22 protein-coding genes are annotated in these 24,490 nt (G+C 64.8%); 11 read left to right on the top strand and 11 right to left on the bottom strand.

All coding sequences use genetic code 11. From position 1 onward, the window contains the following. Window positions 1–694: 694 nt before the first annotated feature. Window positions 695–1,414 (bottom strand): lytic transglycosylase domain-containing protein, encoded by a 720-nt coding sequence (locus ACWDTF_RS11015; RefSeq protein ID WP_240856544.1) that lies wholly within the window; start codon window positions 1,412–1,414, stop codon window positions 695–697. A gap of 248 nt (window positions 1,415–1,662) precedes the next feature. Here ACWDTF_RS11015 and efeU point away from each other — a divergent pair, with 248 nt between their 5' ends. The 3 genes from efeU to efeB are packed head-to-tail and all read left to right on the top strand — an operon-like array spanning window position 1,663 to window position 5,173. After that, the gene (efeU, locus tag ACWDTF_RS11010; protein ID WP_240856517.1) at window positions 1,663–2,586 is read left to right on the top strand and encodes an iron uptake transporter permease EfeU; all 924 of its coding nucleotides are present in this window, start codon (window positions 1,663–1,665) and stop codon (window positions 2,584–2,586) included. An 11-nt stretch (window positions 2,587–2,597) separates the two neighbouring features. Next, a complete protein-coding gene (gene efeO, locus ACWDTF_RS11005) occupies window positions 2,598–3,827 on the top strand; it encodes an iron uptake system protein EfeO (RefSeq protein WP_355277932.1) in 1,230 nt (409 codons plus the stop codon). A gap of 38 nt (window positions 3,828–3,865) precedes the next feature. Next, entirely contained in the window at window positions 3,866–5,173 is a 1,308-nt protein-coding gene (gene efeB / locus ACWDTF_RS11000) for an iron uptake transporter deferrochelatase/peroxidase subunit (protein WP_433258613.1), read from the top strand. 4 nt (window positions 5,174–5,177) lie between these two features. Here the strand turns inward: efeB and ACWDTF_RS10995 are convergent, their stop codons facing one another. From ACWDTF_RS10995 to mfd, 4 genes are all read right to left on the bottom strand, one after another. Then, the gene (locus ACWDTF_RS10995) at window positions 5,178–5,855 is read right to left on the bottom strand and encodes a glycosyltransferase (RefSeq protein WP_449754371.1); all 678 of its coding nucleotides are present in this window, start codon (window positions 5,853–5,855) and stop codon (window positions 5,178–5,180) included. A 59-nt stretch (window positions 5,856–5,914) separates the two neighbouring features. Next, entirely contained in the window at window positions 5,915–7,471 is a 1,557-nt protein-coding gene (locus ACWDTF_RS10990; RefSeq protein WP_355276263.1) for a hypothetical protein, read from the bottom strand. 130 nt (window positions 7,472–7,601) lie between these two features. Next, on the bottom strand, window positions 7,602–8,528 hold the full coding sequence (locus tag ACWDTF_RS10985; RefSeq protein ID WP_355276265.1) for a MazG family protein: 927 nt from the start codon (window positions 8,526–8,528) through the stop codon (window positions 7,602–7,604). Window positions 8,529–9,354: 826 nt separating this feature from the next. Next, complete coding sequence (gene mfd, locus ACWDTF_RS10980) at window positions 9,355–12,939, bottom strand: transcription-repair coupling factor (RefSeq protein WP_355276267.1); 3,585 nt, start codon at window positions 12,937–12,939, stop codon at window positions 9,355–9,357. 90 nt (window positions 12,940–13,029) lie between these two features. Here mfd and ACWDTF_RS10975 point away from each other — a divergent pair, with 90 nt between their 5' ends. Beyond that, the gene (locus tag ACWDTF_RS10975; protein WP_449754364.1) at window positions 13,030–13,839 is read left to right on the top strand and encodes a dioxygenase family protein; all 810 of its coding nucleotides are present in this window, start codon (window positions 13,030–13,032) and stop codon (window positions 13,837–13,839) included. Window positions 13,840–13,843: 4 nt separating this feature from the next. Here the strand turns inward: ACWDTF_RS10975 and ACWDTF_RS10970 are convergent, their stop codons facing one another. The 3 genes from ACWDTF_RS10970 to ACWDTF_RS10960 form a co-directional block, all read right to left on the bottom strand. Further along, entirely contained in the window at window positions 13,844–14,041 is a 198-nt protein-coding gene (locus ACWDTF_RS10970) for a hypothetical protein (protein WP_240856507.1), read from the bottom strand. A 103-nt stretch (window positions 14,042–14,144) separates the two neighbouring features. Continuing rightward, window positions 14,145–14,498, bottom strand: coding sequence for a hypothetical protein (locus ACWDTF_RS10965; RefSeq protein WP_355276272.1), 354 nt, complete (start codon window positions 14,496–14,498; stop codon window positions 14,145–14,147). Window positions 14,499–14,581: 83 nt separating this feature from the next. Beyond that, a complete protein-coding gene (locus ACWDTF_RS10960) occupies window positions 14,582–15,280 on the bottom strand; it encodes a TetR/AcrR family transcriptional regulator (RefSeq protein WP_355276274.1) in 699 nt (232 codons plus the stop codon). 62 nt (window positions 15,281–15,342) lie between these two features. Here ACWDTF_RS10960 and ACWDTF_RS10955 point away from each other — a divergent pair, with 62 nt between their 5' ends. The 6 genes from ACWDTF_RS10955 to ACWDTF_RS10930 all read left to right on the top strand — a co-directional run bounded on the left by ACWDTF_RS10955 (window position 15,343) and on the right by ACWDTF_RS10930 (window position 20,508). Further along, entirely contained in the window at window positions 15,343–15,756 is a 414-nt protein-coding gene (locus ACWDTF_RS10955) for a nuclear transport factor 2 family protein (RefSeq protein WP_355276276.1), read from the top strand. Window positions 15,757–15,914: 158 nt separating this feature from the next. Continuing rightward, entirely contained in the window at window positions 15,915–16,559 is a 645-nt protein-coding gene (locus ACWDTF_RS10950; RefSeq protein WP_240856503.1) for an ABC transporter permease, read from the top strand. Beyond that, a complete protein-coding gene (locus ACWDTF_RS10945; RefSeq protein WP_240856502.1) occupies window positions 16,556–17,845 on the top strand; it encodes an ABC transporter ATP-binding protein in 1,290 nt (429 codons plus the stop codon). Before ACWDTF_RS10950 ends, ACWDTF_RS10945 begins: the two co-directional genes overlap by 4 nt. Further along, a complete protein-coding gene (locus ACWDTF_RS10940; RefSeq protein WP_240856501.1) occupies window positions 17,842–18,582 on the top strand; it encodes an ABC transporter permease in 741 nt (246 codons plus the stop codon). The genes ACWDTF_RS10945 and ACWDTF_RS10940 overlap by 4 nt, the downstream gene beginning before the upstream one ends. After that, window positions 18,579–19,577, top strand: a complete 999-nt coding sequence (locus ACWDTF_RS10935; protein WP_240856500.1) for a glycine betaine ABC transporter substrate-binding protein — start codon at window positions 18,579–18,581, stop codon at window positions 19,575–19,577. Before ACWDTF_RS10940 ends, ACWDTF_RS10935 begins: the two co-directional genes overlap by 4 nt. 31 nt (window positions 19,578–19,608) lie before the next feature. After that, the gene (locus tag ACWDTF_RS10930) at window positions 19,609–20,508 is read left to right on the top strand and encodes an AurF N-oxygenase family protein (RefSeq protein WP_355276280.1); all 900 of its coding nucleotides are present in this window, start codon (window positions 19,609–19,611) and stop codon (window positions 20,506–20,508) included. Between the two features lie 21 nt (window positions 20,509–20,529). Here the strand turns inward: ACWDTF_RS10930 and ACWDTF_RS10925 are convergent, their stop codons facing one another. Further along, window positions 20,530–21,216, bottom strand: a complete 687-nt coding sequence (locus tag ACWDTF_RS10925; RefSeq protein WP_240856498.1) for a TetR/AcrR family transcriptional regulator — start codon at window positions 21,214–21,216, stop codon at window positions 20,530–20,532. A gap of 101 nt (window positions 21,217–21,317) precedes the next feature. Between ACWDTF_RS10925 and ACWDTF_RS10920 the strand changes: the two genes are divergently transcribed. Continuing rightward, window positions 21,318–22,832: a DHA2 family efflux MFS transporter permease subunit gene (locus ACWDTF_RS10920; protein WP_355276282.1), complete on the top strand. Its 1,515-nt coding sequence runs from the start codon at window positions 21,318–21,320 to the stop codon at window positions 22,830–22,832. A gap of 426 nt (window positions 22,833–23,258) precedes the next feature. Here the strand turns inward: ACWDTF_RS10920 and ACWDTF_RS10915 are convergent, their stop codons facing one another. Then, a complete protein-coding gene (locus ACWDTF_RS10915; RefSeq protein ID WP_240856496.1) occupies window positions 23,259–23,813 on the bottom strand; it encodes a hypothetical protein in 555 nt (184 codons plus the stop codon). A 66-nt stretch (window positions 23,814–23,879) separates the two neighbouring features. After that, window positions 23,880–24,467, bottom strand: coding sequence for a vitamin K epoxide reductase family protein (locus ACWDTF_RS10910; RefSeq protein WP_355276318.1), 588 nt, complete (start codon window positions 24,465–24,467; stop codon window positions 23,880–23,882). Window positions 24,468–24,490: the final 23 nt, after the last annotated feature.

Raw genomic sequence — 24,490 nt, 5'->3', positions numbered from 1 at the left:
GGCCAAGGTACGGGTCAAAGCCTAATCGCTAGTGCCTCGACACATGTGGCAAGGGCCGCGCACGAAACAAATTCGTGAAGTCGGCGACCCGACCAGGCCGCGGGAGCCCCACCCCCGTCGGATATCTGTACCCCCCAGCCCGACCAAGTGCACTGTGCACTTCATGGGTTCCCAGGTACAGATTCCACAAGTGCGGCGGGGGGTCGTGGAGGCGGGAAGGGTTGGAGGTCGGACCGGTGGCCAGGATCGGGCCCCTGACTGTGGTGCTCCGGGTATCTCCCGGAAGCGGACGCTGACGGGCCCGATCTCAGTCACCGATCGTGGTCATCGCGTTCCGCCGAACGCGACGCCAGGAACACGCGCCCGCAAAATCTAGGGGAAGAAGTTCTTCCCCTAGCCTTGGAGTCCTCCCCCAGAAAATTCTCGCGGATGACTACGAACCCAGGGGAAGAAACTTCTTCCCCTAGATTTTGCGGGCCGCTGGATCGCGTTTCCCCAGTTCAGAAGGAACGCTACCGAGCCACCGACCCGACGACGTCGTCGTCCCGGGGTCATTTCACGCGAGCGCACCACCACCCCGTCGGACGGCCTGTACCTCCCAACCCCGCCCACGTGCACTATGCACCTGGCCGGCCTCCGAGGTACAGATTTCCGACGGCCCGAGGGATGGTCGGTTGCCACAGATCCGGACCGGTCAGTAGCGGACGTTGATCGAGTAGGCGTTGGAGTGATCCCGCACGTCGAGGACGTAGGCCATCGAATTGTTGTAGACCTTCACGGCCTTTTCCCAGCCCGACGGCGTCGTCATGTCGCCGCCCGACGACACGCACAGGTAGCGCGCCGCCGACAGGGCCGCGTCGTCGATGTTGTCCGGGTCGGCCTTGCCGTCGCCGTTCGCGTCGACGCCGTACCGGGTCCAGGTCTCGGGGATGAACTGGAAGGGGCCCATGGCGCGGTCGTGGGTGGCGTCACCGTCGAGGCGGCCACCGTCGGTGTCGTGGATCTCGAGGTTGCCGCGCGAGCCGTCGAGCTTGGCTCCGCGGATGGGCGGTGAGGTGTCACCGTTGGCCGCGATCCGGGTTCCGCGATACGTGCCGTGTTTGCTCTCCACCCCCGCGATGCCCGCCAGGGTGGTCCAGGCCAGTCCGCATTCGGGGTGCTGCTGGCGCTGGATCTCGGCGGCGTTGCCGTAGGCCTCCATCGCGATGAGCGGGATACCCGTCGAGTCCGCGATGGGCGTGGCCCACTCACGCATGAGTTCGGCGGTACGTCCGGGCGCGTTGATGTCGATGTAGGGCTGCGGGGTCCCCGGACCGGGCGGGATGCCGTCGGGGATGTCGGGCCGGTCGAACGTGGGCAGGTCGATGCACCCGGCCAGCACGACCGACGCCGCCACCGCGGCGACGCCGACCATTGCACCCTGTACTGCCCGCGACAACGGACCACGCACACGCACTACTCACTCACTCCCTGCCTTGTTGGTCGCGACCGATTCGCACAGATCCGTCGCGACGACCACCCACCATCGCATGATGAGGACTTAAGACCCAATCGCATAGTCAACTCGCCGTCTCAGCTTCCGGTTCCCGGGATCCGGCGCTACTGTCGTCTGGTTAGCCTCACCACACTCCGCTTCGGGAGCGGGCCGTCGGAAAGAGCACGGTGGAGATTCTCGCTTCGGGTGGCGCGCCCTCGGTTTTCGCGCAGATGTTCGGAAGCGGACTGATAGGACTTCGCGAAGGCCTCGAAACCGGCATTGTGGTCATGATTCTGGTGGCCTTCGTGACGCGTGCGGGCCGCCGCGGCGCCCTCAAATGGATCTGGGCAGGTGTCGCGGCAGCGGTCGCCATGGTGGTGGTCGTCTTCCTCGTCATCCATTTCGGGACGTCGACGATGACGCCGTTGGCCGCCGAGCTGATCGCCGGAGTCGCGTCGCTGGTCGCGGTGGCGATCGTCACCTTCATGGTGCTGTGGATGAGCAAGGCCGCCTCGCACATCTCGTCGGACCTGAAGGACAGCATGTCCGACGCACTGCTGGCCGGCGGTGCGTCGGTGATGGGCCTGGCCTTCCTGGCCGTCGGCCGAGAGGGCTTCGAGACCGCGCTGCTGATGGTCGGATATGCGGAGAGCGTGTCGGGCGGATGGTGGCCACTGCTGGGTCTGCTGATCGGCGTGGTGGTCGCGATCGTGCTGACGGTGCTCCTCTATCAGGGTGCGATCCGCCTGGATTTCCACCGGTTCTTCCTCTACACCGGGATCTTCCTGATCATCGTCGCCGCGGGCATCCTCTCCTACGGGGTGCGCGCGTTGCAGACGGTCGGCTGGCTACCCGGCCTCAACAACATCGCCTTCGACATCTCCGCGAGTTACGACCAGTCGTCGTGGTACGGCACGGTGCTCGCGGGCATCTTCAACTTCCGGCCCGACCCCACCGTCTTGCAGGTGGTGGCCTGGGTGCTCTACGTCGTGGTGGTGCTGACGATCTTCCTACGCGCCAACCGCCGTCGACCGGCCGATCGCGCTCCCGCGAGCACGCCCGCCGACACCTCCCCCGAAACCCCGGCAACTCCCGACGCCGGCCGCTGAAAGGAAACCCGATGCGCAAACGCCTTCGAGCGAATCGCAAGGTAGCGACGACAATTGCCGCCGCCGCCCTTGTGTGCGCCACCCCACTGCTCCTGGTGGGCTGTACGTCGAAGACCGACTCGGAGGGCGCCATCAAGGTGACCTCGTCGGACTCGGAGTGCGATCTGGCGAGCACCGAAGCGCAGACCGGCGACGTCGATTTCACCGTGACCAACAACGGGACCAAGGTCACCGAGTTCTACGTCTATGGCAACAACAACCGGGTTCTCGGCGAGGTCGAGAACATCGGTCCGGGTGTCTCCGGCAACCTGACGGTCGAGATCGTCGACCCGGGCACCTACACCGTGGCCTGCAAGCCCGGCATGGTCGGCACCGGTATCCGCAAGGAGATCACCGTCAGCGGTGAGAAGAAGGAAAAGGCCGAGGTGCCCGCGGATGTCAACGCCGCCAAGGTCGCCTACCTCGGCTATGTCCGCAACCAGTTGAACACGCTGCAGGCACAGACCCAGTCGTTCGTGAACAACGTCAAGAGCGGCAACCTCGACGCCGCGCGCGCCCAGTTCGGTCTCGTGCGCACGCCCTACGAGCGCATCGAGCCGGTCGCCGAGTCGTTCCCCGACCTCGACCCGGCCATCGACATGCGTTGGGAGGACACCGAAAACGGCACGCAACCGTTCACCGGCTTCCACCGCATCGAACGATTCCTGTGGCCGCCGCAGCCGAACGAGATCGGTGACGGCGAAGGACAGATCAGTCCGGCCGACGCGGCCAACGCCAAGGCCACCGACACCAAGGCCAACATCGACCAGCAGGCAGACTTGTTGCTCGCCAACGTCAACAAGCTGCACGACGAGGTCAACAAGCCCGACTTCAACTTCGAGACAAGATCTTTCGTTCAGGGACCGCAGGCCCTGATCGACGAGGTCGCTGCCACCAAGGTCAACGGTGAGGAAGATCGCTACTCGCACACCGACCTCTGGGACTTCGCCGCCAACGTGGACGGTTCGGAGACGGCCATCGCGACCATGCAGCCGATCATCTCCGCCAAGGACCAGCCGCTGATGGACAAGATCACCGCGCAGTTCGCGGATGTTCGCGCCGCGATCAACCAGTTCCAGCAGGGCGAGGGTTACGTCTCCTACACGCAGGTGACACCGGAGCAGCGCAAGGATCTGTCGGCCAAGATCGACGCCTTGTCGGCGACCCTCTCGCAGGTGCCGGGCATCGTCCTGCCGCAGTAACGTCTATACGACGACTGGGACGCGATGACGGGGACACGATGAGCGAAACCACACCGGCACCGGAAGATTCAGGACGCTCGCGGCTGTCACGGCGCGCGTTGCTGGGTGGCGCCGGGGCCGGTGTGGTGGTCGCTGCGGCCGGCGGGATGGCCGTCGGCCGGGCGACTGCGCCCGAGCCGGAGGAGTCGTCGGAGATCGTCGCGTTCCGCGGCGAGCGACAGGCCGGCATCGTGACCGCGGCCCAGGATCGTCTGCATTTCGCCAGTTTCGACGTCGTGACCGAGTCGCGTGACGATCTGGTGGCCATGCTCAAAGCGTGGACGGTTGCCGCGGAGCGGATGACGCGCGGCGAAGAGACCGTCGAGAACGGCGCGACCGGGTTGGGCAACTACGTCCCACCCGCCGACACCGGTGAGGCGCTGGGACTCTCGCCGTCAAAGCTCACCCTGACCATCGGATTCGGTCCCGGACTGTTCGGACCCACCGCAGCATTTCCCGGCCGCGGCGACCGATTCGGTCTCGCCGACCGGAAACCGGCTGTGCTGCAGGACCTTCCCATCTTCGCTGCCGAGCGCATCGATCCGCTGCGCTCCTACGGCGACATCTGCGTGCAGGCCTGCGCCGACGACCCGCAAGTCGCCGTCCACGCGATCCGCAACCTCGCCCGAATGGGTTTCGGGGTGGTGGCCGTGCGATGGTCGCAGCTCGGCTTCGGTCGCACCGCCTCCACCACGCAGGCCCAGGAGACCCCGCGAAACATGTTCGGGTTCAAGGACGGCACCGCGAACCTGCGCGCGGAGGACACCGACCTGCTCGACCGCTGGGTGTGGGTGGACGCCGCCGACAATCCGCCGGGAGCCCAATGGATGACTGGCGGCAGCTATCTGGTTGCCCGTCGTATCCGGATGGACATCGAGCCGTGGGACCGCGCCAACCTCCTTGAGCAGGAGCAGATCATCGGCCGAGAGAAGAACAGCGGCGCACCGTTGGGCCAGAAGAAGGAATTCGACACCCCCGACTTCCAGATCACCTCCTACGGCGCACCCATGATCCCGCGCAATGCCCATGTGCGCCTGGCACATCCGGACAACCTCGGCGGTGTGCAGATCCTCCGGCGCGGATACAACTTCACCGACGGTTCCGACGGATTCGGCCACCTCGACGCCGGTTTGTTCTTCATCGCCTTCAACCGGGACCCGCAGACCCAGTTCATCCCGATGCAGCAAGAACTTTCACGACGCGACGCCATGACCGAATACCTGATCCCCAACGGCTCATCGATCTTCGCGGTTCCGCCCGGACTGGCCGACGGCGAGTGGTGGGGTCAGGGGTTGTTCGAGTCTTAGGGAATCAGTGCGGACCCAGCCAGCGTCGCAAGGATCCAACGGACTGTGTCACCTCACGGTAAGTTGCGTCGAGCTCCCAGGGACGCTCGGGCGCAGCGGACATCTGACCCGACCACAGTCGATAGATCGAAGACGGCGTGCGCTCGAACCAACCCTCACAGAGTTCGTTCATCGAAACGATGAGCGTCACATCTTCGGCAAACTGCATTGCACGGTACCCCCCGCAGACCCAGTACAGGTCCTTTCGACAACCTAGCGTGTGGGCGCGCATATCCAAGAACCGATGCTCGATCCACGCTGATCCCCAGTACCCCCGCGGAAGGACGCCGTACGGCGTAAACCTCGATTCAAAGTTCGTCAATGACCCATCGTGCTTCTGGTCGGCCGTGACGGTTACACAGAATCCAATCCCCGGCCTCATCAGATTGTTCAAGCAGAGCGACAATGCGGTGGTTCCGATCAGCAGGTCGTCGGCATCAAGGTTCCTCAAGAACTCAGACCTGGACATGAGCACCGCGCAGTTTCTACCGAATGCGGCTCCGCGGGACCTATCTCCGCGTCTAACCTTCACTCGCGAATCTGACGTGGACTCCAGCGGGTGCTGCACCCCCGGTCCGTCAAAGTAAACGCACCATTCCCAATTTACATCGATCTGTTCTTGGAGTGATTGATAGGTGCTCATCAGGTGATCGGTCCGCGAAGGGTCAACCGTTGTTATCACGGCGATCTCAGGTGAGCTCATTACCGACCTCCCGATCCCCTGCGTGTTATCAACCAATGCACGAATAGTATTGTCGGAACCGCCAAGACCATCCAGACGATGCTCCACAGCGCCCCGTTCCATGCACCTGAAGGAGTTGATATCGCGGCCAGAGCGTAAGTGATCGATGGAAGACCGATTAATGCCGAAATCACGGATATGAGCCAGTCACGCTTTGCCCGCTCGAGTTCTCGAGCCCGAGATTCTTCCTGAACCAATGCATTTCGCGCCTCGACACGCTCACGCAAAGCCTGCTCATGGGCCTCATGACGCCGATCGGCGGCAACAGTGATGATCTCGGACATCCTGCGGAGCTCCGCGTCGATATCGTCCAACAACTGCTGCGCATACAGCCGGCGTTGGATCTGCTGCAAGATTACAGTAGCGCGATTCCGCCTAGGGATGATGGTGAACCAGTTGTCGTTACGAAACTCGGCATATCGCTGCCCAAACCTCTCAACCTCCAAACGAAGCTCGGAAACGCCAGAGATCGTCATGTCATCGATGCGGCGCGTCTTCTCGAATGCGTCCCGTCCTAGCGCCACGAGGTCTTCGGACAAGAGCTCGAGCAGGTGAGTCTGGCGGGAACCCAGAATGAGCAGGTCCACGAAACGCGTATGGCCCAAATTCCAGAATCCTCGAAACCGCACATCGTCCGGGCTTGGATCGACACAGATGAATGCCTGCCCGATCTCAGTGACGACACCCGTCCAATCCTTCGGACAGTCGACAGTAACCTCCTCGGCTGCCGAAAGCGTGTCGCCTGGCCATTGCATGCCCGGCGCAAGTCCATAAGCAAGGGCAAATGCCCACAGTTGCTGCGGCGACCAAGCAGTGTCGCCATACTGGACACCCAGCGCCGAAACCGCAGGCAGACGTGTCGCCACACCGGATACGGACACCGAAAGGGGCGCTCTGTCGTTGACGGGGTTCTGTTGCTGCAGCGGACGGGCGAACCTCACCCGTCCGCTGGCACCGATCGCCACCAGATCGATTCCGACCGCCGCATGCAACTCGACCTCTATTGCTCGCACCACGATCCCCATCGGATCGTAATAGCTCCGCTCCTCCACATCTCCGAAGGGATCGACCCAGGGTCGACGAAGATTCTGAGAGATCAGCATCAGTTGAGTCGCATCTGGCCGATCGACCGAAATGTGGGCGATGACGAAATCGTTTGCCTGCGCGTCACTGTCACATGTAAAGGTCAGCAATTCCAGCGCTATCACAGCCACGTTGCCGCGCGTATAGCCCGGCGCGTCCAGACGCTTGTACGCCCTCGCGGATCGATTACCGCTGTTCCTGTTCGCGGTGGCGTCAGCCAGTCGCCCGGGGAACCACTCCGCAGGATCTCCACCACCACCGATTCCATTGCGCTGCAACGCTCCAGCGTAGGGATGGTCCGCCCCGGGGTACGCGCCGGCAGACCATCCCTCTGGAACAAGTAGGTCGCCAACCCTCGTTGGGACCACCAGCGCAAAATGAACACACACCCATTCGGTGCTCGCATCCCCATCGTCGCCGTCGGCGATCGTCATGCGTACCTCCATACTCCCCAGGCCCGAGCCTTGCCGTCCCGAATCTGCCCCGCCGACAAAGACCCATACGCGTCTACCGCCGATCGGGTCAATCGCTCGTGACCGTCGCTCGCGGTCAACGGAGATACCATCAGTCTTCTCGACTAACGTCGACTAGCACCCCGTGCCAGGCGTCGGCGGTGTCGAGTGTCACGTCGGCGCTCTTGGCGCGTTCCTCGGCGGCTCGCACCTGGTCGATCAAGGCGAGGACACGACGGCGGGCGGTGTCTTCGACGCTGTCGCCGTCGGCCGTCACGGTGATCGTCAGGACCTGCGGATCGATCGTCTCGACCGGATAGGCCGCGGCGGTGAGCCGTTCGAGCACCTTTTGGGTGAGGGCGAGTGCCGGCGCGGTGGTGGCGATGCCGTCGAGCACCGATCCGCGCTGCTTCTCCGCCGCCTTGCGCTCCTCCCATTCGCGGATCTGTGTTTCGAGGTCGGAATGCGCACCCGACAGCACGCCCGGTGTCCGCCCGGTCACCTTCTGGGTGAAACTGCGTGCGACGTCGTCGATGTCGAACGGGGTATCCGGATCGTCGGCGGCGATCCGCGCGTGGAAGAGCACCTGCAGCAGCAGGTCTCCCAATTCCTCGCGCAGTTCGTCCGGGTTGTCGAGTTCGATGGCGTCGAGGAGTTCGTAGACCTCCTCGAGGAGGTATCGGCGCAGTGATGCGTGGGTTTGCTGACTCTCCCACGGCCCGTTTCGGCGCAGGGTGTCCATCAGCGCGACGGCCTCGAGCAGCACGGCACCGGACACTCGCTCGGCGGCGATCACCTCCTCACCCCGAGCGATCCGGGTGCGTACGAGCGGGTGGGCCGGATCGGTGCTGACCAGCACGGCCACTGCGTCGGACCCGTCCGAGCCGGGTGGGGCGTCGACCGCGGGTTCCACGTGATCGAACTCCCAGAGCGTCGCGGCCGACACGTCCTCGGTGACCATCACCCGCCCGGACAGCAGGGTGCGGGCCCGGATCGGGATCAGGTCGGGGCGGCTGGGGTCCAGCAGAACCACGGTCATCTCGGCAGTGCGCCTTTCACTCGAACCCCCACGATCGATGCACGTCGGAATGTTTAAACCATACGTGCGGTCATTCGCAGGGCGCAGCGCCGCCACGCGGGTGGGCGACAAAGAACGTGTGTCGAGACGATTGGTGGTTGGGGTCCGCAGGTAGACCGAGTGGAGACTTCCCGGTCCGGGGCCGGTCGCCGAACACTTCGGATCAGCGACCCACCCGCCGTCTGCGGCGGCGATCATGGACGCGGGAAGAGGCTCGTCGTAGCGCAGGGGTGCGCGGTCGCTGCAGAAATCAGGGGAAGAAAACTCGTCCCCTACCTTTGGTGTCCTCCCCGCAGATTTTCTAGGAGACGACTTCGAACCCCGGGGAAGAAGTTCTTCCCCTATTTTCAGGGGCAGAGCGCTGCGGCGTTTGCCCAGGTCAGAGCGCTCGCCACCGAACTCTTCGAGTCAGCAGCGAACCGGTCAGACCACGGGAGCACACTGCCACCCCCGTCGGAAACTCTGTACCCCCTGGCCCCTCGGATGACTGAGAGCGGGCCCCTCAGGGTGGTCCGCCGGGAATATTCCGGAGGACGCTCCCCAGCGGCCCGATCCTGGTCACGGCGTCGAGGACCACGCCCCGACGAGAGGAGAAGGCTTCCCGCGTCACCGAAGAAAGTAGGGGAAGAAGACTCGTCCCCTACCCTTGGTGTCTTGCCCTATGAATTTCTAGGGGACGACTCCGAACCTCGCGGAAGAAACCACTTCCCCTACTTTCGGTGGGACAGCCGCAGCGGAGGCTCCACATAACCCCAGTTCAAGGAGGCCGAAAGCAGTACTCTTCGGATCAGTCGGCAGCGGGAGTCGGCTTGAGCTGCGTCAGGAAAGTCGTCAGGTAGACGATGAGCTCGTCGTCGCGCAAGCGTGCTGATCCCACGCCTCCGGTGCGTGGGATGGGCAGCGTCACAACGGATGTGGTCGCGCGGAAGGTGGCAGCCGGGTAGAGGCGCTTCAGGCGCACCTGCTCGCTGTCGAGCAGCGGCAGCGGCGAGATCTTCATTCCTGTTCCGGCCAAGCCGATCTCGGTGACGCCACGCTCGCGACAACGCAACCGCAGGCGCGCGATCGACGCCAATCGTGTTGTCTCGACCGGGGGCTCGCCGTAGCGGTCGGTGAGTTCGGCGATCACGCCGTCGACTGCGGCGTCGTCGGTGGCCGACGCGAGCTTGCGGTAGGCCTCGAGTCGTAGGCGGTCGGAGTCGACATACTCGACCGGAATGTGCGCGTCGACCGGCAGGTCGATGCGCACCTCCCCGGTTTCCTGGGTGGTCACTTCACGCCCGTCGGCGGCTGCGCGGTAGGCTTCCACGGCCTCCCCGACGAGCCGGACGTAGAGGTCGAAACCCACGCCCGCCACATGCCCGGACTGCTCCGCACCGAGCACATTACCGGCACCGCGAAGCTCGAGATCCTTGAGCGCCACCGCCATTCCGGCACCGAGCTCGTTGTTCTGCGCGATCGTCGCAAGGCGGTCGTAAGCCGTCTCGGTCAATGGCCGCTCAGGGCTGTACAGCAGGTAGGCATACCCGCGTTCGCGGCTGCGGCCCACACGGCCACGCAACTGGTGCAACTGGGAGAGCCCGAGGTTCTCCGCACGGTCGACGATCAGCGTGTTGGCATTCGAGATGTCCAGGCCGGTCTCGATGATCGTGGTACACACCAGCACGTCGAACTCGCGATTCCAGAACCCCGACACCGTTCGTTCCAGCTGATCCTCGTTCATCTGACCATGCGCGACAACAACCTTCGCCTCCGGAACCATCGCGGAGATGTCGCGCGCGGTCTTGTCGATGGTCGACACCCGGTTGTGCACGTAGAAGACCTGGCCGTCACGCAGGAGTTCGCGCCGGATGGCGGCGGCGACCTGCTTCGGCGCGTAGGCGCCGACATAGGTGAGGACGGGATGACGTTCCTCCGGCGGGGTGAGGATCGTCGACATCTCCCGGATCCCGGCCATCGACATCTCCAGTGTGCGCGGGATCGGCGTCGCCGACATCGTCAGCACATCCACATGCGTCCGAAGGGATTTGATGTGTTCCTTGTGTTCGACGCCGAAGCGCTGCTCCTCGTCGACGATCACCAGACCCAGATCTTTCCAGGTGACGCCGGTCTGCAGCAGGCGGTGGGTGCCGATCACGATGTCCACCTCACCGCTCGCCATCGCGCCGATGACCTCTTTGGACTCTTTGGCGTCGGTGAACCGCGACAGGCCGCGAACCCGCACCGGGAACCCGGTCATCCGTTCGGAAAAGGTCTGAAGATGTTGTTGCGCAAGGATCGTCGTCGGGACCAGCACGGCAACCTGCTTGCCGTCCTGCACCGCCTTGAAAGCGGCGCGGACCGCGATCTCGGTCTTTCCGTAGCCGACGTCGCCGACGATCACCCGGTCCATCGGCACCGGTCGTTCCATGTCGGACTTGACCTCGGCGATGACGGTGAGCTGGTCGACGGTCTCGGTGAAGTCGAAGGCGTCTTCCATCTCCTGCTGCCAGGGGGTGTCGGGCCCGAACGCGTGACCGGGAGCGGCATGCCGCGCGGCGTAGAGTTGCACGAGCTCGCCGGCGATCTCACGGACCGCCTTGCGCGCCTTGCGCTTTGTGTTCTGCCAGTCCGATCCGCCCAGTTTGGACAGCGACGGCTGCTCGCCGCCGACGTAGCGGGAGAGCTGGTCGAGGGCATCCATCGGGACATACAATCGGTCGCCCGGCTGGCCACGCTTCGACGGTGAGTACTCGAGCACCAGGTACTCCCGCCGCGCACCCGACACCGTGCGCTCGATCATCTCGACGAATTTGCCGATGCCGTGCTGGTCGTGGACGACGAGATCGCCTGCGGTCAGCGCCAGCGGATCGACCTGGTTGCGACGCTTGGCCGGAAGTCGGCGCCCGTCACGGACATTCGCGACCCGGGTGCCGGTGAGATCGGATTCGGTGACGATGACCAACCCGGCGTCGGGACACACCAGCCCCTGACGCAAGGTGCCGCCGAACACCGTCACCTCGCCCGGCTGGGGCCGGTACCCGGGTTCGGCAAGCACGTGCGGAACTTCGGCGTCGGCCAGCCGCTCGCCGACGCGCTGGGCAGTTCCCTTGCCCGCCACCACGATCGCTGCCGTCTTACCACCCGTCACATGCGCGCGCAGTTGTGCGAACACCGCGGCGATCTCGTCGTTGTTGCCGCGTGGAGCCGGGCCCGCCGCGAGATCGAGCTCCACCTCGTCACCCGAGCCGGTGGACAGCGGACTCATCGTCCACCACGACCGCCCCGCCGCCAACGTGGACTCTTCCACCCCGTCGAGCGGCCGGTAGGCACTCGCCTGCAGATCCACTCCGAGGGTTTGCGACGAACGCCCGTCGATCGGGGCCGAGGCGCCCATCGCCGCAGCGGTCCACGACGCCTCGAGGAACTCTGCACCCGTCTTGGCCAGATCGGCTGCGCGCGTGCGCACCTTCTCGGGATCGAGGATCAGTACCCGCGTCCCGTCCGGCACCACTTCGGTGAGGAGTTGCATCTCACCGTCGACGAGTGCCGGGATGAGAGCTTCCATGCCGTTGACCGGAATACCCTCGGCCAGCTTGGTCAGCATCTCGGTGAGCGTCGGGTCACCCTCGGACTTCTCGGCGAGTTCGGCTGCCCGACTGCGTATCTGGTGGGTCAGGAGCAACTCGCGGCACGGGTGGACGATCACTGTGGACGCGTCGACCTCGGGCTGGCTGCGCTGGTCGGCCACGGAGAACGCGCGCATCTCGGTGATCTCGTCGCCCCAGAACTCGACGCGCACCGGGAAGTCGGCGGTGGTGCCGAAGACGTCGAGGATGCCGCCGCGTACCGCGAACTCGCCGCGGCGGCCGACCATGTCGACCCGCTCGTAAGCCATCTCGACCAGGTCGACGAGCAAGCGGTCGAAGTCGATCTCGAGACCCTCACGGAGAGTGATCGTGGTGACGTCACCAAGTCCCGGTGCCATCGGCTGCACCAGCGAGCGCACCGTGGTGACCACGACTGCGAGCGGGCGATCGCCGGGATCGGCGAGCCGATGGAGAACTGCGAGTCGCTGGCCGACGGTGTCGGCGCTGGGCGACAGCCGCTCATGCGGGAGCGTCTCCCAGGAGGGGAACTGGGCGACCGCTTCGGGGTCGTCGAGCAGCTCGCCGAGTTCGGCGGTCAGGTCGTCGGCCTCCCGTCCGTTCGCGGAGACGACGAGGAGCGGGGCCGCTGAATCCTTGGCCAGGCAGGACACCACGAACGGTCGTGCGGCGTCGGGAGCGGTGATGTCGAGGCGGCGTTCGTCGCGTCGTGCGACGAGTCCGTGGATCGCCGTGTCGGCGCAGGCAAGTTCTGAAAGCCCGACGAGGGCGCGCGGAGTCGACACTCCAGCAATTGTAGGTGGGACGCCGGGACGGCCACGATCACCCCGGCCACCTGTGGAAACAAACCGGACCGCAGTTCTGTTTAGTAAGATATGTCCATGTCAGAGCCCACCGACGCCCCCCAGTCGGATCGCATCCCCGCGTTGTTCCTCAGCCACGGCGCCCCGCCGCTGGTCGACAGCGAGATATGGGTCGAGCAACTTGCCGGCCTCTCCGCAGACCTCCCGCGCCCGACCGCGATCCTCGTCGTGTCCGCGCACTGGGAAGCCGCACCACTGACCATCGGGTCCACCGACCCGCACACCCCGCTGACCTACGACTTCTGGGGCTTCCCGGACCGCTTCTACGAGACCACTTACTGGTCACCCGGCGCCCCGGAGCTCGCCCGACGCGTCGCGGCGTTGATGCCCGACGGCGAGCCCGTCGCGCACGCCCCGAATCGCCGGCTCGACCACGGTGCCTACGTCCCGCTCACCGTCATGTACCCGGACGCCGAGATTCCGGTTCTCCAGATCTCCCTACCGACACTCGACCCGGAGCGACTTCTCGACCTCGGCCGTCGACTGGCGCCGCTGCGCGCCGAGGGCGTGCTGATCATCGGGTCCGGGTTCACCACGCACGGACTTCCCTACCTCACCGATCCGCGGCCCGACGCGACACCTCCGACGTGGTCCGCCGAATTCGACGCCTGGGCACACGAACGTTTCACCGCCGGAGATGTGGAGTCGCTCATCGACTTTCGCATCAAGGCCCCGGGAATGCCGTACGCCCACCCGACCATCGAGCACTTCTCACCGCTGTTCGTCACCCTCGGCGCGAGTACGGACCCAGAACAACGCCCGGACCAGGTGATCGACGGCTTCTGGATGGGGTTGGCCAAACGGAGTCTTGTACTGACGTAGCGCGCTAGAACGTCGTGGCAATCGCCACCGCGAGTCCACTCACGCAGACCGCGCATCCGATGACTGCCCCTACTCCGAACTGGCGTTGCTTGCCGGGGGCAATTGCGCACGCTGCCGCAACCAGCGCGAACGCTACGATCACAAGGAAACCGACCACCCAGAGGTAGGTCACCGCGATCACTGCCGCACCCAGTGCAACCATCGCCGCGAATGGTGTTGCGGGACCGAAGAATCGACCGCCCATGTTCAGTGCCACACCGGCAGCAACACGGAGGTCAGACCACCAACACACGCACCAACCGCGATTACCAATGCCCAGCGGACGGCGGTGGGGCGACGCGGTGCAGCGATTGCGCGCGCCACCACCAGCGCAACTGCCACGATGACGGACTGGGTTTCGACTGCCGAAGCTGCATGCACAAAGGCCGGGCGGACGTATTGGCCAACGATCTGGCGATCTGCTGGTCGGCCGCGCCGGCGACATCCGTTATGTCGGTGGTCGCACCCTTGAACGCGCCCGCGAGCTGACCGAAGGTCGCTGTCGAGTAACCACTTCGGAAGCCGGCCGCCAACTTGAGCGCACGCAACCGCGCAGCGCACTGCTGGATCTCGACGGCAGCCGATGTGAGTGACGATGGATCCACGACAAGATCTGACATGCGCTTCCCCCCTGGTTGTTTCGCGTCACGCTAACACCGGTTCAGCACTGTGGTCGACGACGATCCACAGGCGGCGCACCAAGTCACTCGTCGGAGGACCTGCGCTCCTTGGGTTCCACATAGTCGGGTCCCACCAGTTCGGGATTCGGGTCCAGGCGGGTCAGTCCGTTCCAGCACAGGTTGACAAGATGTGCTGCGACAACCTCTTTCGACGGTTCGCGGACATCAAGCCACCATTGCGCGGTGACCGACACCATGCCCACCAGCGCCTGCGCATACAGAGGTGCAAGCCCCGGCTCGAAGCCGCGGCGTTCGAAATCGCCGGCCAGGATGTGCTCGACCTGGCTGATGGCATCGTTCAAAAGGCTTGAGTACGTGGCTGTTTCGTCGGTCGACGCGGTGCTGTCGCCGCGAACCAGAATACGGAAGCCGTCGGTACGCTCCTCCATGTAGGTCAGCAACGCAAGCGCCACCTGTTGGATGCGGTACAGCGACCGGTTCTTCGTCAGCGACGACGTCACCATCTCGAGAAGGGTTTCCATCTCGCGGTCGACGACCACCGCGTACAGACCCTCTTTGCCACCGAAGTGCTCGTAGACGATCGGCTTGGACACACCGGCGCGCTGCGCGATCTCTTCGATGGACGTGCCCTCGAAGCCGCGTTCGGCGAACAATCCGCGGGCCACCTCGATCAGCTGCAGGCGACGCTGCGCACCGGTCATCCGGGCCCGCGGGGCGCGTCGCACCTCGGCGCCACCATCAGTGGGACGACTGACTGCCATGGCAACAGACTAGTACTCCGAAGGTTCTCCCAAGCGCTGCACTACGGTGTCAGACTGCACGGATGCTGAGCATCGAGGAGATTTCTGCCCGCCTGGAGATCACGCAGGCCTTGACCGACTACTCCACCGCCGTCGACGCACGACGGTTCGGTGACCTCGACCGGGTGTTCACCGCCGACGCACGCATCGACTACAGCGCGATGGGCGGAATCGTCGGTGACCTGGCCGAAGTGCAGGCGTGGCTGGGCGAGGTTCTGCCCGCCTTCACCGCCTACTGCCACTTGGTGGGCAATCACGACATAACGGTCGACGGCACTCGTGCACGGACGCGAACCCTGTGTCTCAATCCGATGCAGACCGACTCCTCGACGCATCTGTTGGGACTCTGGTACCGCGACGCGTGGATTCTGACCGACGACGGCTGGCGAATCACCGCCCGGTCGTTGGAGAAGTGCTTCGACGCCCGGGTCGCGTGACATTTCATCATCGCGAGTAAAAGCCGGGGGGCAGGCGGAATCGCCTGATCAGCAGGTCTACCGCAGTTCGCGCCGACAACAACGACGTCCAAAGAGCACCGCATGGCCGTTCGGTATGCGTAAGGTCAGATCCAAGCACCCCTGACGATGGGACGATCGTGCAGCTGTGGAACTACGTGTCCGACCATGCCGACAGGCTCACGTTCCTGACGTATCAACATGCGTCCTTGGCCTTTCAGACCGTTCTCGTCGGCACGCTCGTGGCCATAGCGATCGCGATCGGCGTCTATCGGTTGCCGCTGGTGTCGTCGCTGACACTCACCACGAGTCGCATCGCGCTGACGATTCCCTCGCTCGCCTTACTGGCGCTGCTGATCGTCCCGTTCGGGCTCGGCGTGGTGCCGTCGTTCATCATGCTGGCTTTCTTCGCGGCGCTGCCGGTGATCGGTAACGCGGTCGTCGGACTACGTTCGGTGCCACCGGCGGTCGTCGAATCCGCGCGTGGCATCGGTCTTTCCAGATTCCGCATCTTGTTCACCGTCGAACTTCCCATCGCCTGGCCGGTCATCCTCACCGGCATTCGGGTGTCCACCCAGATGATCGTCGGCGTCGCGGCGATCGTCGCCTACGTCCTCGGACCGGGACTCGGATCGTTGATCTTCAACGGGTTCTCGCGCCTCGGCGGCGCGAATGCCCTCGAAATGGCGCTCACCGGAACAATTCTCATCGTCATCATCGCACTCGTCTTCGACGCACTGCTGGTACTGCTCGGCCGCCTCACGATCTCAAAGGGACTGTCATGACCGACCTCACCGACCAACCGACCGCGCCGTCGGCCCAGCGCACGGTCACCGGGGCCGACATCCACCTCGACAAAATCGTCAAGCGGTACCGGGGACAGACCGAACCCGCGGTTCACCAGCTCGACCTCGACATCGAGGCCGGACATATCGTCGCCTTCGTCGGACCGTCAGGGTGCGGAAAGACCACGACGCTCAAGATGATCAACCGTCTCATCGAACCCACCGAGGGCCGGATCTTCATCGGGGGACGCGATGTCACCAAGGAGGATCCCGACAAGCTGCGCCAATCCATCGGTTACGTGATCCAGTCCGGTGGCCTGTTCCCGCATTGGTCGGTCGCCAAGAACATCGGCGCGATTCCGCGAGTCCTCAAGTGGGACAAGAAGAAGATCGCCGACCGCACCGACTACCTCCTCGATCTCGTCGGACTCGACGCCGCCACCTTTGCCGACCGTCTGCCCAAGGACATGTCCGGCGGCCAGCAGCAACGTGTCGGTGTCGCACGCGCTTTGGCCGCCGACCCGCCGGTCCTGCTGATGGACGAGCCGTTCAGCGCGGTCGACCCGATCACTCGGCTTCGGTTGCAGGACAGCCTGATCGCGATTCAGCACGAGCTGGCCAAGACCATCGTGATCGTCACCCACGACTTCGAAGAGGCGACCAAACTCGGCGACAAGGTCCTCATCCTCTCCGAGGGCGGCCACATCGAGCAGTACGCGACTCCCGAAGAGATCCTTGCCAATCCGGCGACGCCGTTCGTGGAGGACTTCATCGGGTCGGGTGCGACGCTGGCCCAGCTCACGCTGACCCGGGTGCGCGACGTCGCGCACGCCGACATCGTCACCGCCAAGGTCGGCGAGCCGGCCGGACAGGTGATAACGCGAGCGCGCGCCGCCGGACACACGTGGGTGGTCGTCGTCGACGAGCACGGGCGGCCACGCGCGTGGCCGTCGCTCGACGAACTCGCCTCCAAACCGGAGGTCTCCGACTACGTCGACGCGCGATTGCCGGTGGTCGCGCGGTCGTCGACCCTCAATGACGCACTCGACACCATGCTGGCCGCCAGCCAGGGCGGCGTGCTGGTCGCCGACGCGCAGGGCGCGGTGGTCGGAGCCCTCAACATCGACGCGGTCATGGACATCATCCGCGGGCAGCTCGCCGAAGCCCGCGCGCAGGAAGATTCCACGTCGTACGCCGAACACGCCGAGGGCACCGGCCCCATCGACGTCACCGAAGTGCTCGACGTACCCACCGAGACCGATCCCGACGGGTCCGCGCCGCGATGAAACAACGATTCAAGAGCACGCCCCTGGATGTGTGGCTGGAGCCGTTGGTCATTCTGGTGGTCGGCGTCGGCTACTTCATCTGGTACGCCACCACCGATTTCACCGAGGTCGAGGAGACCTCACTGGCCTGGGAAACGTTGCAGTCGACCATCTTCGACCACATCAAACTCACCCTCACCGCGACGCTCATCGTCATCGTGATCGCCATTCCGCTCGGCATCGCACTGACCCGGCCGTCGATGCGCCGGCTCAACCCGATCGTCGTCAACATCGCCAACGTCGGTCAGGCTGCTCCCGCCCTCGGCCTGCTGGTGCTGTTCACCTTCTGGCTCGGTACCGGCTTCAAGACCGCCGTCGTCGCGCTCGTGGTCTACGCCGTGCTGCCGATCCTGCAGAACACGATCGTCGGTCTGCGACAGGTCGATCCGCGGACCGTCGAAGCAGCCCGCGGCATCGGCTACTCGGGTTTGCGCACCCTGGTCCAGGTGGAATTGCCCCTCGCGGTTCCGGTGATTCTCAACGGGGTGCGCACGGCGCTGGTGATCCTGGTCGGCACGGCGACGCTGTCCGTCTTCATCGGCGCCACCAGCCTCGGCACGCTGATCAACACCGGGATCACCCTCTTCTTACCCAAACTCCTTGTGTCCGGGGCGATCCTGGTGGCCCTCCTCGCGATGATCATCGACTGGCTCGGCCGACTGTTCGAATTGGCCGCGACCCCGCGAGGTGTGCGATGAGACCACGCCGCCTGCTCACCCTGGCCATCAGCATCCTGGCCACGATTGCGCTGCTGGCCGGTTGCGGGCTGGTCAGTTCGTCGGGCACGTTCCAGAGCGCCGCACTGCCGGACGGTGCGCGCCCGCTCGACGGCGCCGACATCGTCGTCACGTCGAAGAGCTTCACCGAGGGCGTCATCCTGGGCAAGATCACCGCAACCTACCTTGCGGCCGCCGGCGCCAACATCACCGACCTGACCGGCGCGCCCGGGTCTGCGTCGTCGCGGCAGGCGATCCTCAACAACGACGCCGACATCGTGTGGGAGTACACCGGTACCGCGTGGCTGAACTATCACAACCAGACCGAGACAATCGCAGATCCGCAGGAGTTGTGGCGAGAGGTCGCCGCGATCGAGGAGAGCGAACACGACCTCATCTGGATGGCGCCGGCCAACTTCAACGACACCTACGCTTTCGCTGCCGCCCCTGCCGTGCACAAACGACTGAACGTGCACACCATCTCCGACATCACCCGTCTCCCGGTGAAGGAACGCACCTTCTGCGTCGATGACGAGTTCTTCTCTCGGCCGGACGGTTTCGTGAAGATGCTCGCCGCCTACGGCATGCCGTACAACACCCCCGACGGTGTGCCCATCCAGAACGTCACGCGCATGGATGCCGGCGTGATCTACACCGCCACCGCCGACAGCGACCCCTGCAATTTCGGCGAGGTGTACACCACCGACGGCCGCGTCAAGAACCTCGGACTCGTCCTCCTCGAGGACGACAAGAAATTCTTCCTCCCCTACAGCGGCACCGCGGTGGTGCGTGGCGAGATCCTGCGTCAGTACCCACAGCTGCGCGGCCTCCTCGACACCATCTCCAAGCGCCTCACCAACGAGGTGATGCTCGACCTCAACGCCCGCGTCGACATCGACGGACAGGACCCCGCCGACGTCGCCTACGACTGGCTCGTGAGTCAGGGACTGGTCGTCGAGGACGACCCGGACGCGTGACTATGCCATTGCGTGATGGTACGTTGCCATTATGCAATGTCAGAGTTCGACGCTCTCGGACACCGAAGAAGTATCACGCCGTCTACTGACCTCCGCGGCGCGCCTCTCGCGTAACGCGATGACCGAGATCGACTGGAACGCGCCGATGGACCCCGCGCACTACGGGTGCAGCCCCGAGTGGTCGACGCTGTACGGAACCGCATATTGGGACGAGATGACCGAGCAGCAGCGTGTGACGCTGACCCGACACGAGTTCGCGTCGATCATGAGCATCGGCATCTGGTTCGAGATGTTGTTGCAGCAGTTGGTATTACGCGACCAGTACCTCGGCGACTACCATCGCGCCGAGTATCAGTTCGCGCTCACCGAGATCGCCGACGAATGCCGCCACTCGCTGATGTTCGCCAAGGCGACCGAGAAGATGGTCGGCACGTCCTATCGGCCACATCCGCGAATCGGCAAGGCCGCCAAACTCTTCGGCGCCACCGCGAAGGACGAGGTGGCCTACGCGGGCATCCTCGTCGCCGAGGAGATCCTCGACGTCTTCCAACGCGGATGCATGCGCGACGATCGAGTCCTCCCCTTCATCCGGACCGTCAACGAGATCCACGTCCTCGAAGAATCCCGGCATATGAAGTACGCCCGCGAGCAGGTGCGCGAGGCGATGGCGGCAGCCGGACCCCTCAAGCAGCGCTGGAGCGCGTATCACACCGCCGTCGCTGCGTCGTTCATCTTCACCAGCCTTGTTCGGCCACAAGCATATTCCGACGCCGGACTCGACAAGTACCGTGCCGTCGCCGAGATGCGTCGCAACCACCATTTCCAGTCGATGGTGCGCACCGGGTGCGCGCACCTGATGGCCTTCCTCGACGAGGTCGGACTCCTCACGCCGGCAGCCGCGAAGGTCTATCGCAAGGTGCACATGCTGTGAGCCCACCGCTCCTCACACCGCTCAGCCGGAAGGAGACGTCCGTCGACGCTGCGCCCGATCCCGCTGCACCGCGCGGATCTGCACCTCCGACAACGCGGGCACGGTGAAGGGGATCTGCTCACTGCCGGCGCGGATGCCGGGCAGTATCAGTTCGAGGTAGCGACGCCACACCCCGGGGACCGTCGGCTCGGTGACCTCGGCGACCGATGACAGCATCGTGAACAGGGCGAAGAAGTCGGTCGACGCGAGGTCGGGACGCAGCACACCTGCCGCCTGCGCACGATCGAAGACGAGTTGGATGCGCTCGTTCATCCCCGCCTTCACCTTCTCGATCTCCGGGTCGGTGTGGTCGATGCGCATGATGATCGCGGCCAAGCCACGGTCACCTGCGGTGATGGTGCCGAACCAGGTCATGAGGTTGACCACGCCGGCCCACGGATCCGGGTCCTCGAGGGCGCCGGCGACCTGCGCGCTCACCTGCTTGAGGTGCTCGACGAAGACCCCGACGATGAGTTCGTCGCGGTTCGCGAACCGCCGGTAGACCGTCCCGACGCCGACACCTGCCGCGGCTGCGACGTCGTCGAGTGAGACGTCGAGGCCGCGTTCGGCGAACAGTTCGCGCGCGGTTGCGATGATTCGCAGCCGGTTGCGCTCGGCGTCGGCGCGCAGCGGACGCTCGCGGGCATTCGACGTCGATCCGGTGGTCATGGTCACAGTCTAGCAATCGGAGGAATCATCTCCGCTTGTCCCCCGTTGGCTACTAAGAACCGGAGGAAACACCTCCGCCTGATCTCAGAATTGGAGGCGCGATGACGACCACCTACAACGAGCTCGACACCTCGTCGGCAGACGTCGAATCACCCGCCGACCGCCATCACCGGCTGCGCTGGGTGATTCTCGGTGTGCTCGCACTCGCACAGCTCATGGTCGTGCTCGACGCGACCATCGTGAACATCGCTCTTCCCCATGCGCAGGAGTCACTCGGCTTCGGAAACGAGGACCGGCAGTGGATCGTCACCGCCTACGCCCTTGCTTTCGGCAGCCTGCTGCTTCTCGGCGGCAGGTTGTCGGATCTGCTGGGCCGCAAGGTCACCTTCATCACCGGCCTCATCGGCTTCGCGGTGATGTCCGCGATCGGCGGCGCAGCAGTGAACTTCGAGATGCTGGTCGCCGCTCGTGCCGGCCAAGGCGTCTTCGGCGCCCTGCTCGCGCCTGCCGCGTTGTCGTTGCTGACGACCACCTTCACCGATCCCGCCGAGCGTGGGCGGGCGTTCGGCATCTTCGGCGCGATCGCCGGCGGTGGCGGCGCGCTGGGCCTCCTCCTCGGCGGCATGCTGACCGAATGGGCCGACTGGCGCTGGTGCCTCTACGTCAACCTGGTGATCGCCGCGATCGCCCTGGTCGGGGCCGTCCTGTTTCTCGGGTCGCATCGTTCCGAACACCGTCCGCGTCTGGACATCCCGGGCGTGGTGACCGTCTCGGTCGCGCTCTTCTCGATCGTCTACGGCTTCTCCAACGCCGAGACCAACGGCTGGGCCGACTGGGCGACGATCACCTGGCTGGTCGCCGGTGCAGCGCTTCTCGCGGTTTTCGTATGGCTGCAGGCCCGCACCGATCACGCGTTGTTGCCGCTGCGGGTGATCACCGACCGTACCCGGGCGGGCTCCTACCTCGTGGTGTTCATCGCCGGTATCGGCATGTTCGGGATCTTCCTGTTCCTCACCTACTACATGCAGCAGAACCTGATGTTCTCGCCGATCCGGACCGGTCTTGCGTTCCTGCCGATGATCGGCATGCTGATCGTGACCGCAACCACGTCGACAGGAGTTCTGTTGCCCCGCTTCGGTCCTCGCTGGTTGATGGCCGGCGGCATGATCGTGGCATCGCTCGGTATGGCCTACCTGACGCAGATCACCCCGACCAGCTCGTATGCGACGCACATCCTGCCCGCGCTGCTCATCCTCGGCGTCGGAATCGGCGCGTCGATGGCACCGGCCATGCAGGGTGCGATCTCGGGCGTGTCTTCCGAGGATGCGGGCGTGGCGTCGGCGACGGTCAACACGATGCAGCAGGTCGGCGGATCGATCGGCACCGCATTGCTGAGCACCATCGCCGCCAGCGCGGCGACCGCCTATGTGGCGGATAATGCTGCGCGCGTTGGCAATCCACAGCAACTGGCCGAGTTGGCTGCCGTGCACTCCTACACCACAGCATTCTGGGTGGCGGCCGCGGTCTTCGCTGTCGGCGGAGTCATCGCGGGACTGGTGGTGCGTAGCGGCAAGCTGCCGGTCGCGTCCGAAGAAGCAGTCGCCATGGCGCACTGAGGAATCGCGCGCCACATCGCAACACCGAGGACCCGGCATCGCCCCGTGCGATGCCGGGTCTTGTGTTGCTGCGCGACGGAATCGTCGACATTGCGTTTGCCGAGGTGGCGACGCAGGTCGCCACACTCTTCGAGTCAGCGTCCCTCCGTCGGCGTTGCCGACGACATGGAGGCGGGAAGATCGCGGTCGTCGTCGCAGAAACCGCATTCGTGGCCAGAAACCGCCGGTGTAGCCAGAAACCGCTGGTGCGCCTCGGGTTTCTGACCAGACACGCGGTTTCTGACATCGCGACACGCCGACGACGCATCGGTGGTGCCAACACCCACCGACGTCGTCGAGGCGGGAAGATCGGAGCCGTCCGAAGCGGTCGCCCTCAGGTGCCACCGAGGGAATATTGCCCTCGGAGACACGTCACGGCGACCGTTGCTACAGCGACTCGAAGGCGCGGCCGAGTTCGGTTGCGACGTCGATGATCCGGGCCTTGCGCACCTCTGGTTTGTCGATCTCGGCGGCCACATGACGGGCGATGAATCGCTTGATCTCGTCGTCGACCTGCCCGACGATGCGGATGATCTCGCCGCGCAGATTGTGCGATGCCACGCCGACCGTCACGTCGCGTGGCTTGGGTGGTTGCACTTCGATGCGTAGCTCGAGCGGCTCCGCGGCCCGCGCGGTCAGCGACAGTGCCACCTGGCCGTCGACGTCGTACTTGATGCGGTCGAGCTTGAGGTCGACGAGAAGTCGGATCGTCAGCGGGATCTCCACCGCGAACGTGATCAGCTCCCCCACGTCGCGAGTGATACGCGGCTCGTCGATGCGCACGCGTGCGAGCACCTTGGCGATGCCGCCGGGTCCGGAGGAGATGGGACCGACCTCGAAGGAATCACCGACTATGGACGCGAATGCCGACTCGACGCGCTCCTCGGTGACCGCAACCTCAAAGAACCGGCGTCCGAACTCCTCGTACGTCAATTGGGTCATATGGCCATCCTGCTGCCTGGTCAGGTCATCCGACCGGAAAACGGTGAGACCCGGGCGTGTTGGAATCTATGAGTAGAGGCTCGACCAGTACGACCAGAATCGCTGGCCGATCATCGCGATGATCACCAGAACCGCGACCGTGATGATCAGTGCGTGGTTGCGCGCCAGGAAGGCGACGAACCCGGAACGGCTGGTCAAGCCGCTGGCGTGCGCGTTGCGAACGCTGACGAAGACGAAGATCGGGATCATCATCGCCCAGACCACCATGCAGTACGGGCACAGGGCGTCGATGCTGTACAGGCTCTGCGAGATCAGCCAGCAGATGAAGATCATGCCGAGCGTCACCCCCACCTGCAGACCGGCCCAGAACCACCCCGCATAGCGAGCACCGGCGAAGATCCCGACACCGACGGTCATCACCACGGCGAAGGCCGCGATACCGATCAGCGGGTTGGGGAACCCGAACAGCGCCGCCTGCCACGTCTTCATCACCGATCCGCAGGACAACACCGGGTTGAAGCTGCACGACGGCACGTAGTCGGGGTTCTTCAACAGCTCGATGCGTTCGATCGTCAGGGTGAACGAGGCGATGAACGCGATCAGCCCTCCGACAGTCAGCGTCCACGCGACGATTCGAGTCCATGATTCGACCACGGACTCCGGGACGGACGCGTCGT

It is taken from the genome of Gordonia sp. NPDC003422 (assembly GCF_053588675.1).
This window is presented reverse-complemented; position numbering and strand designations above follow the sequence as displayed.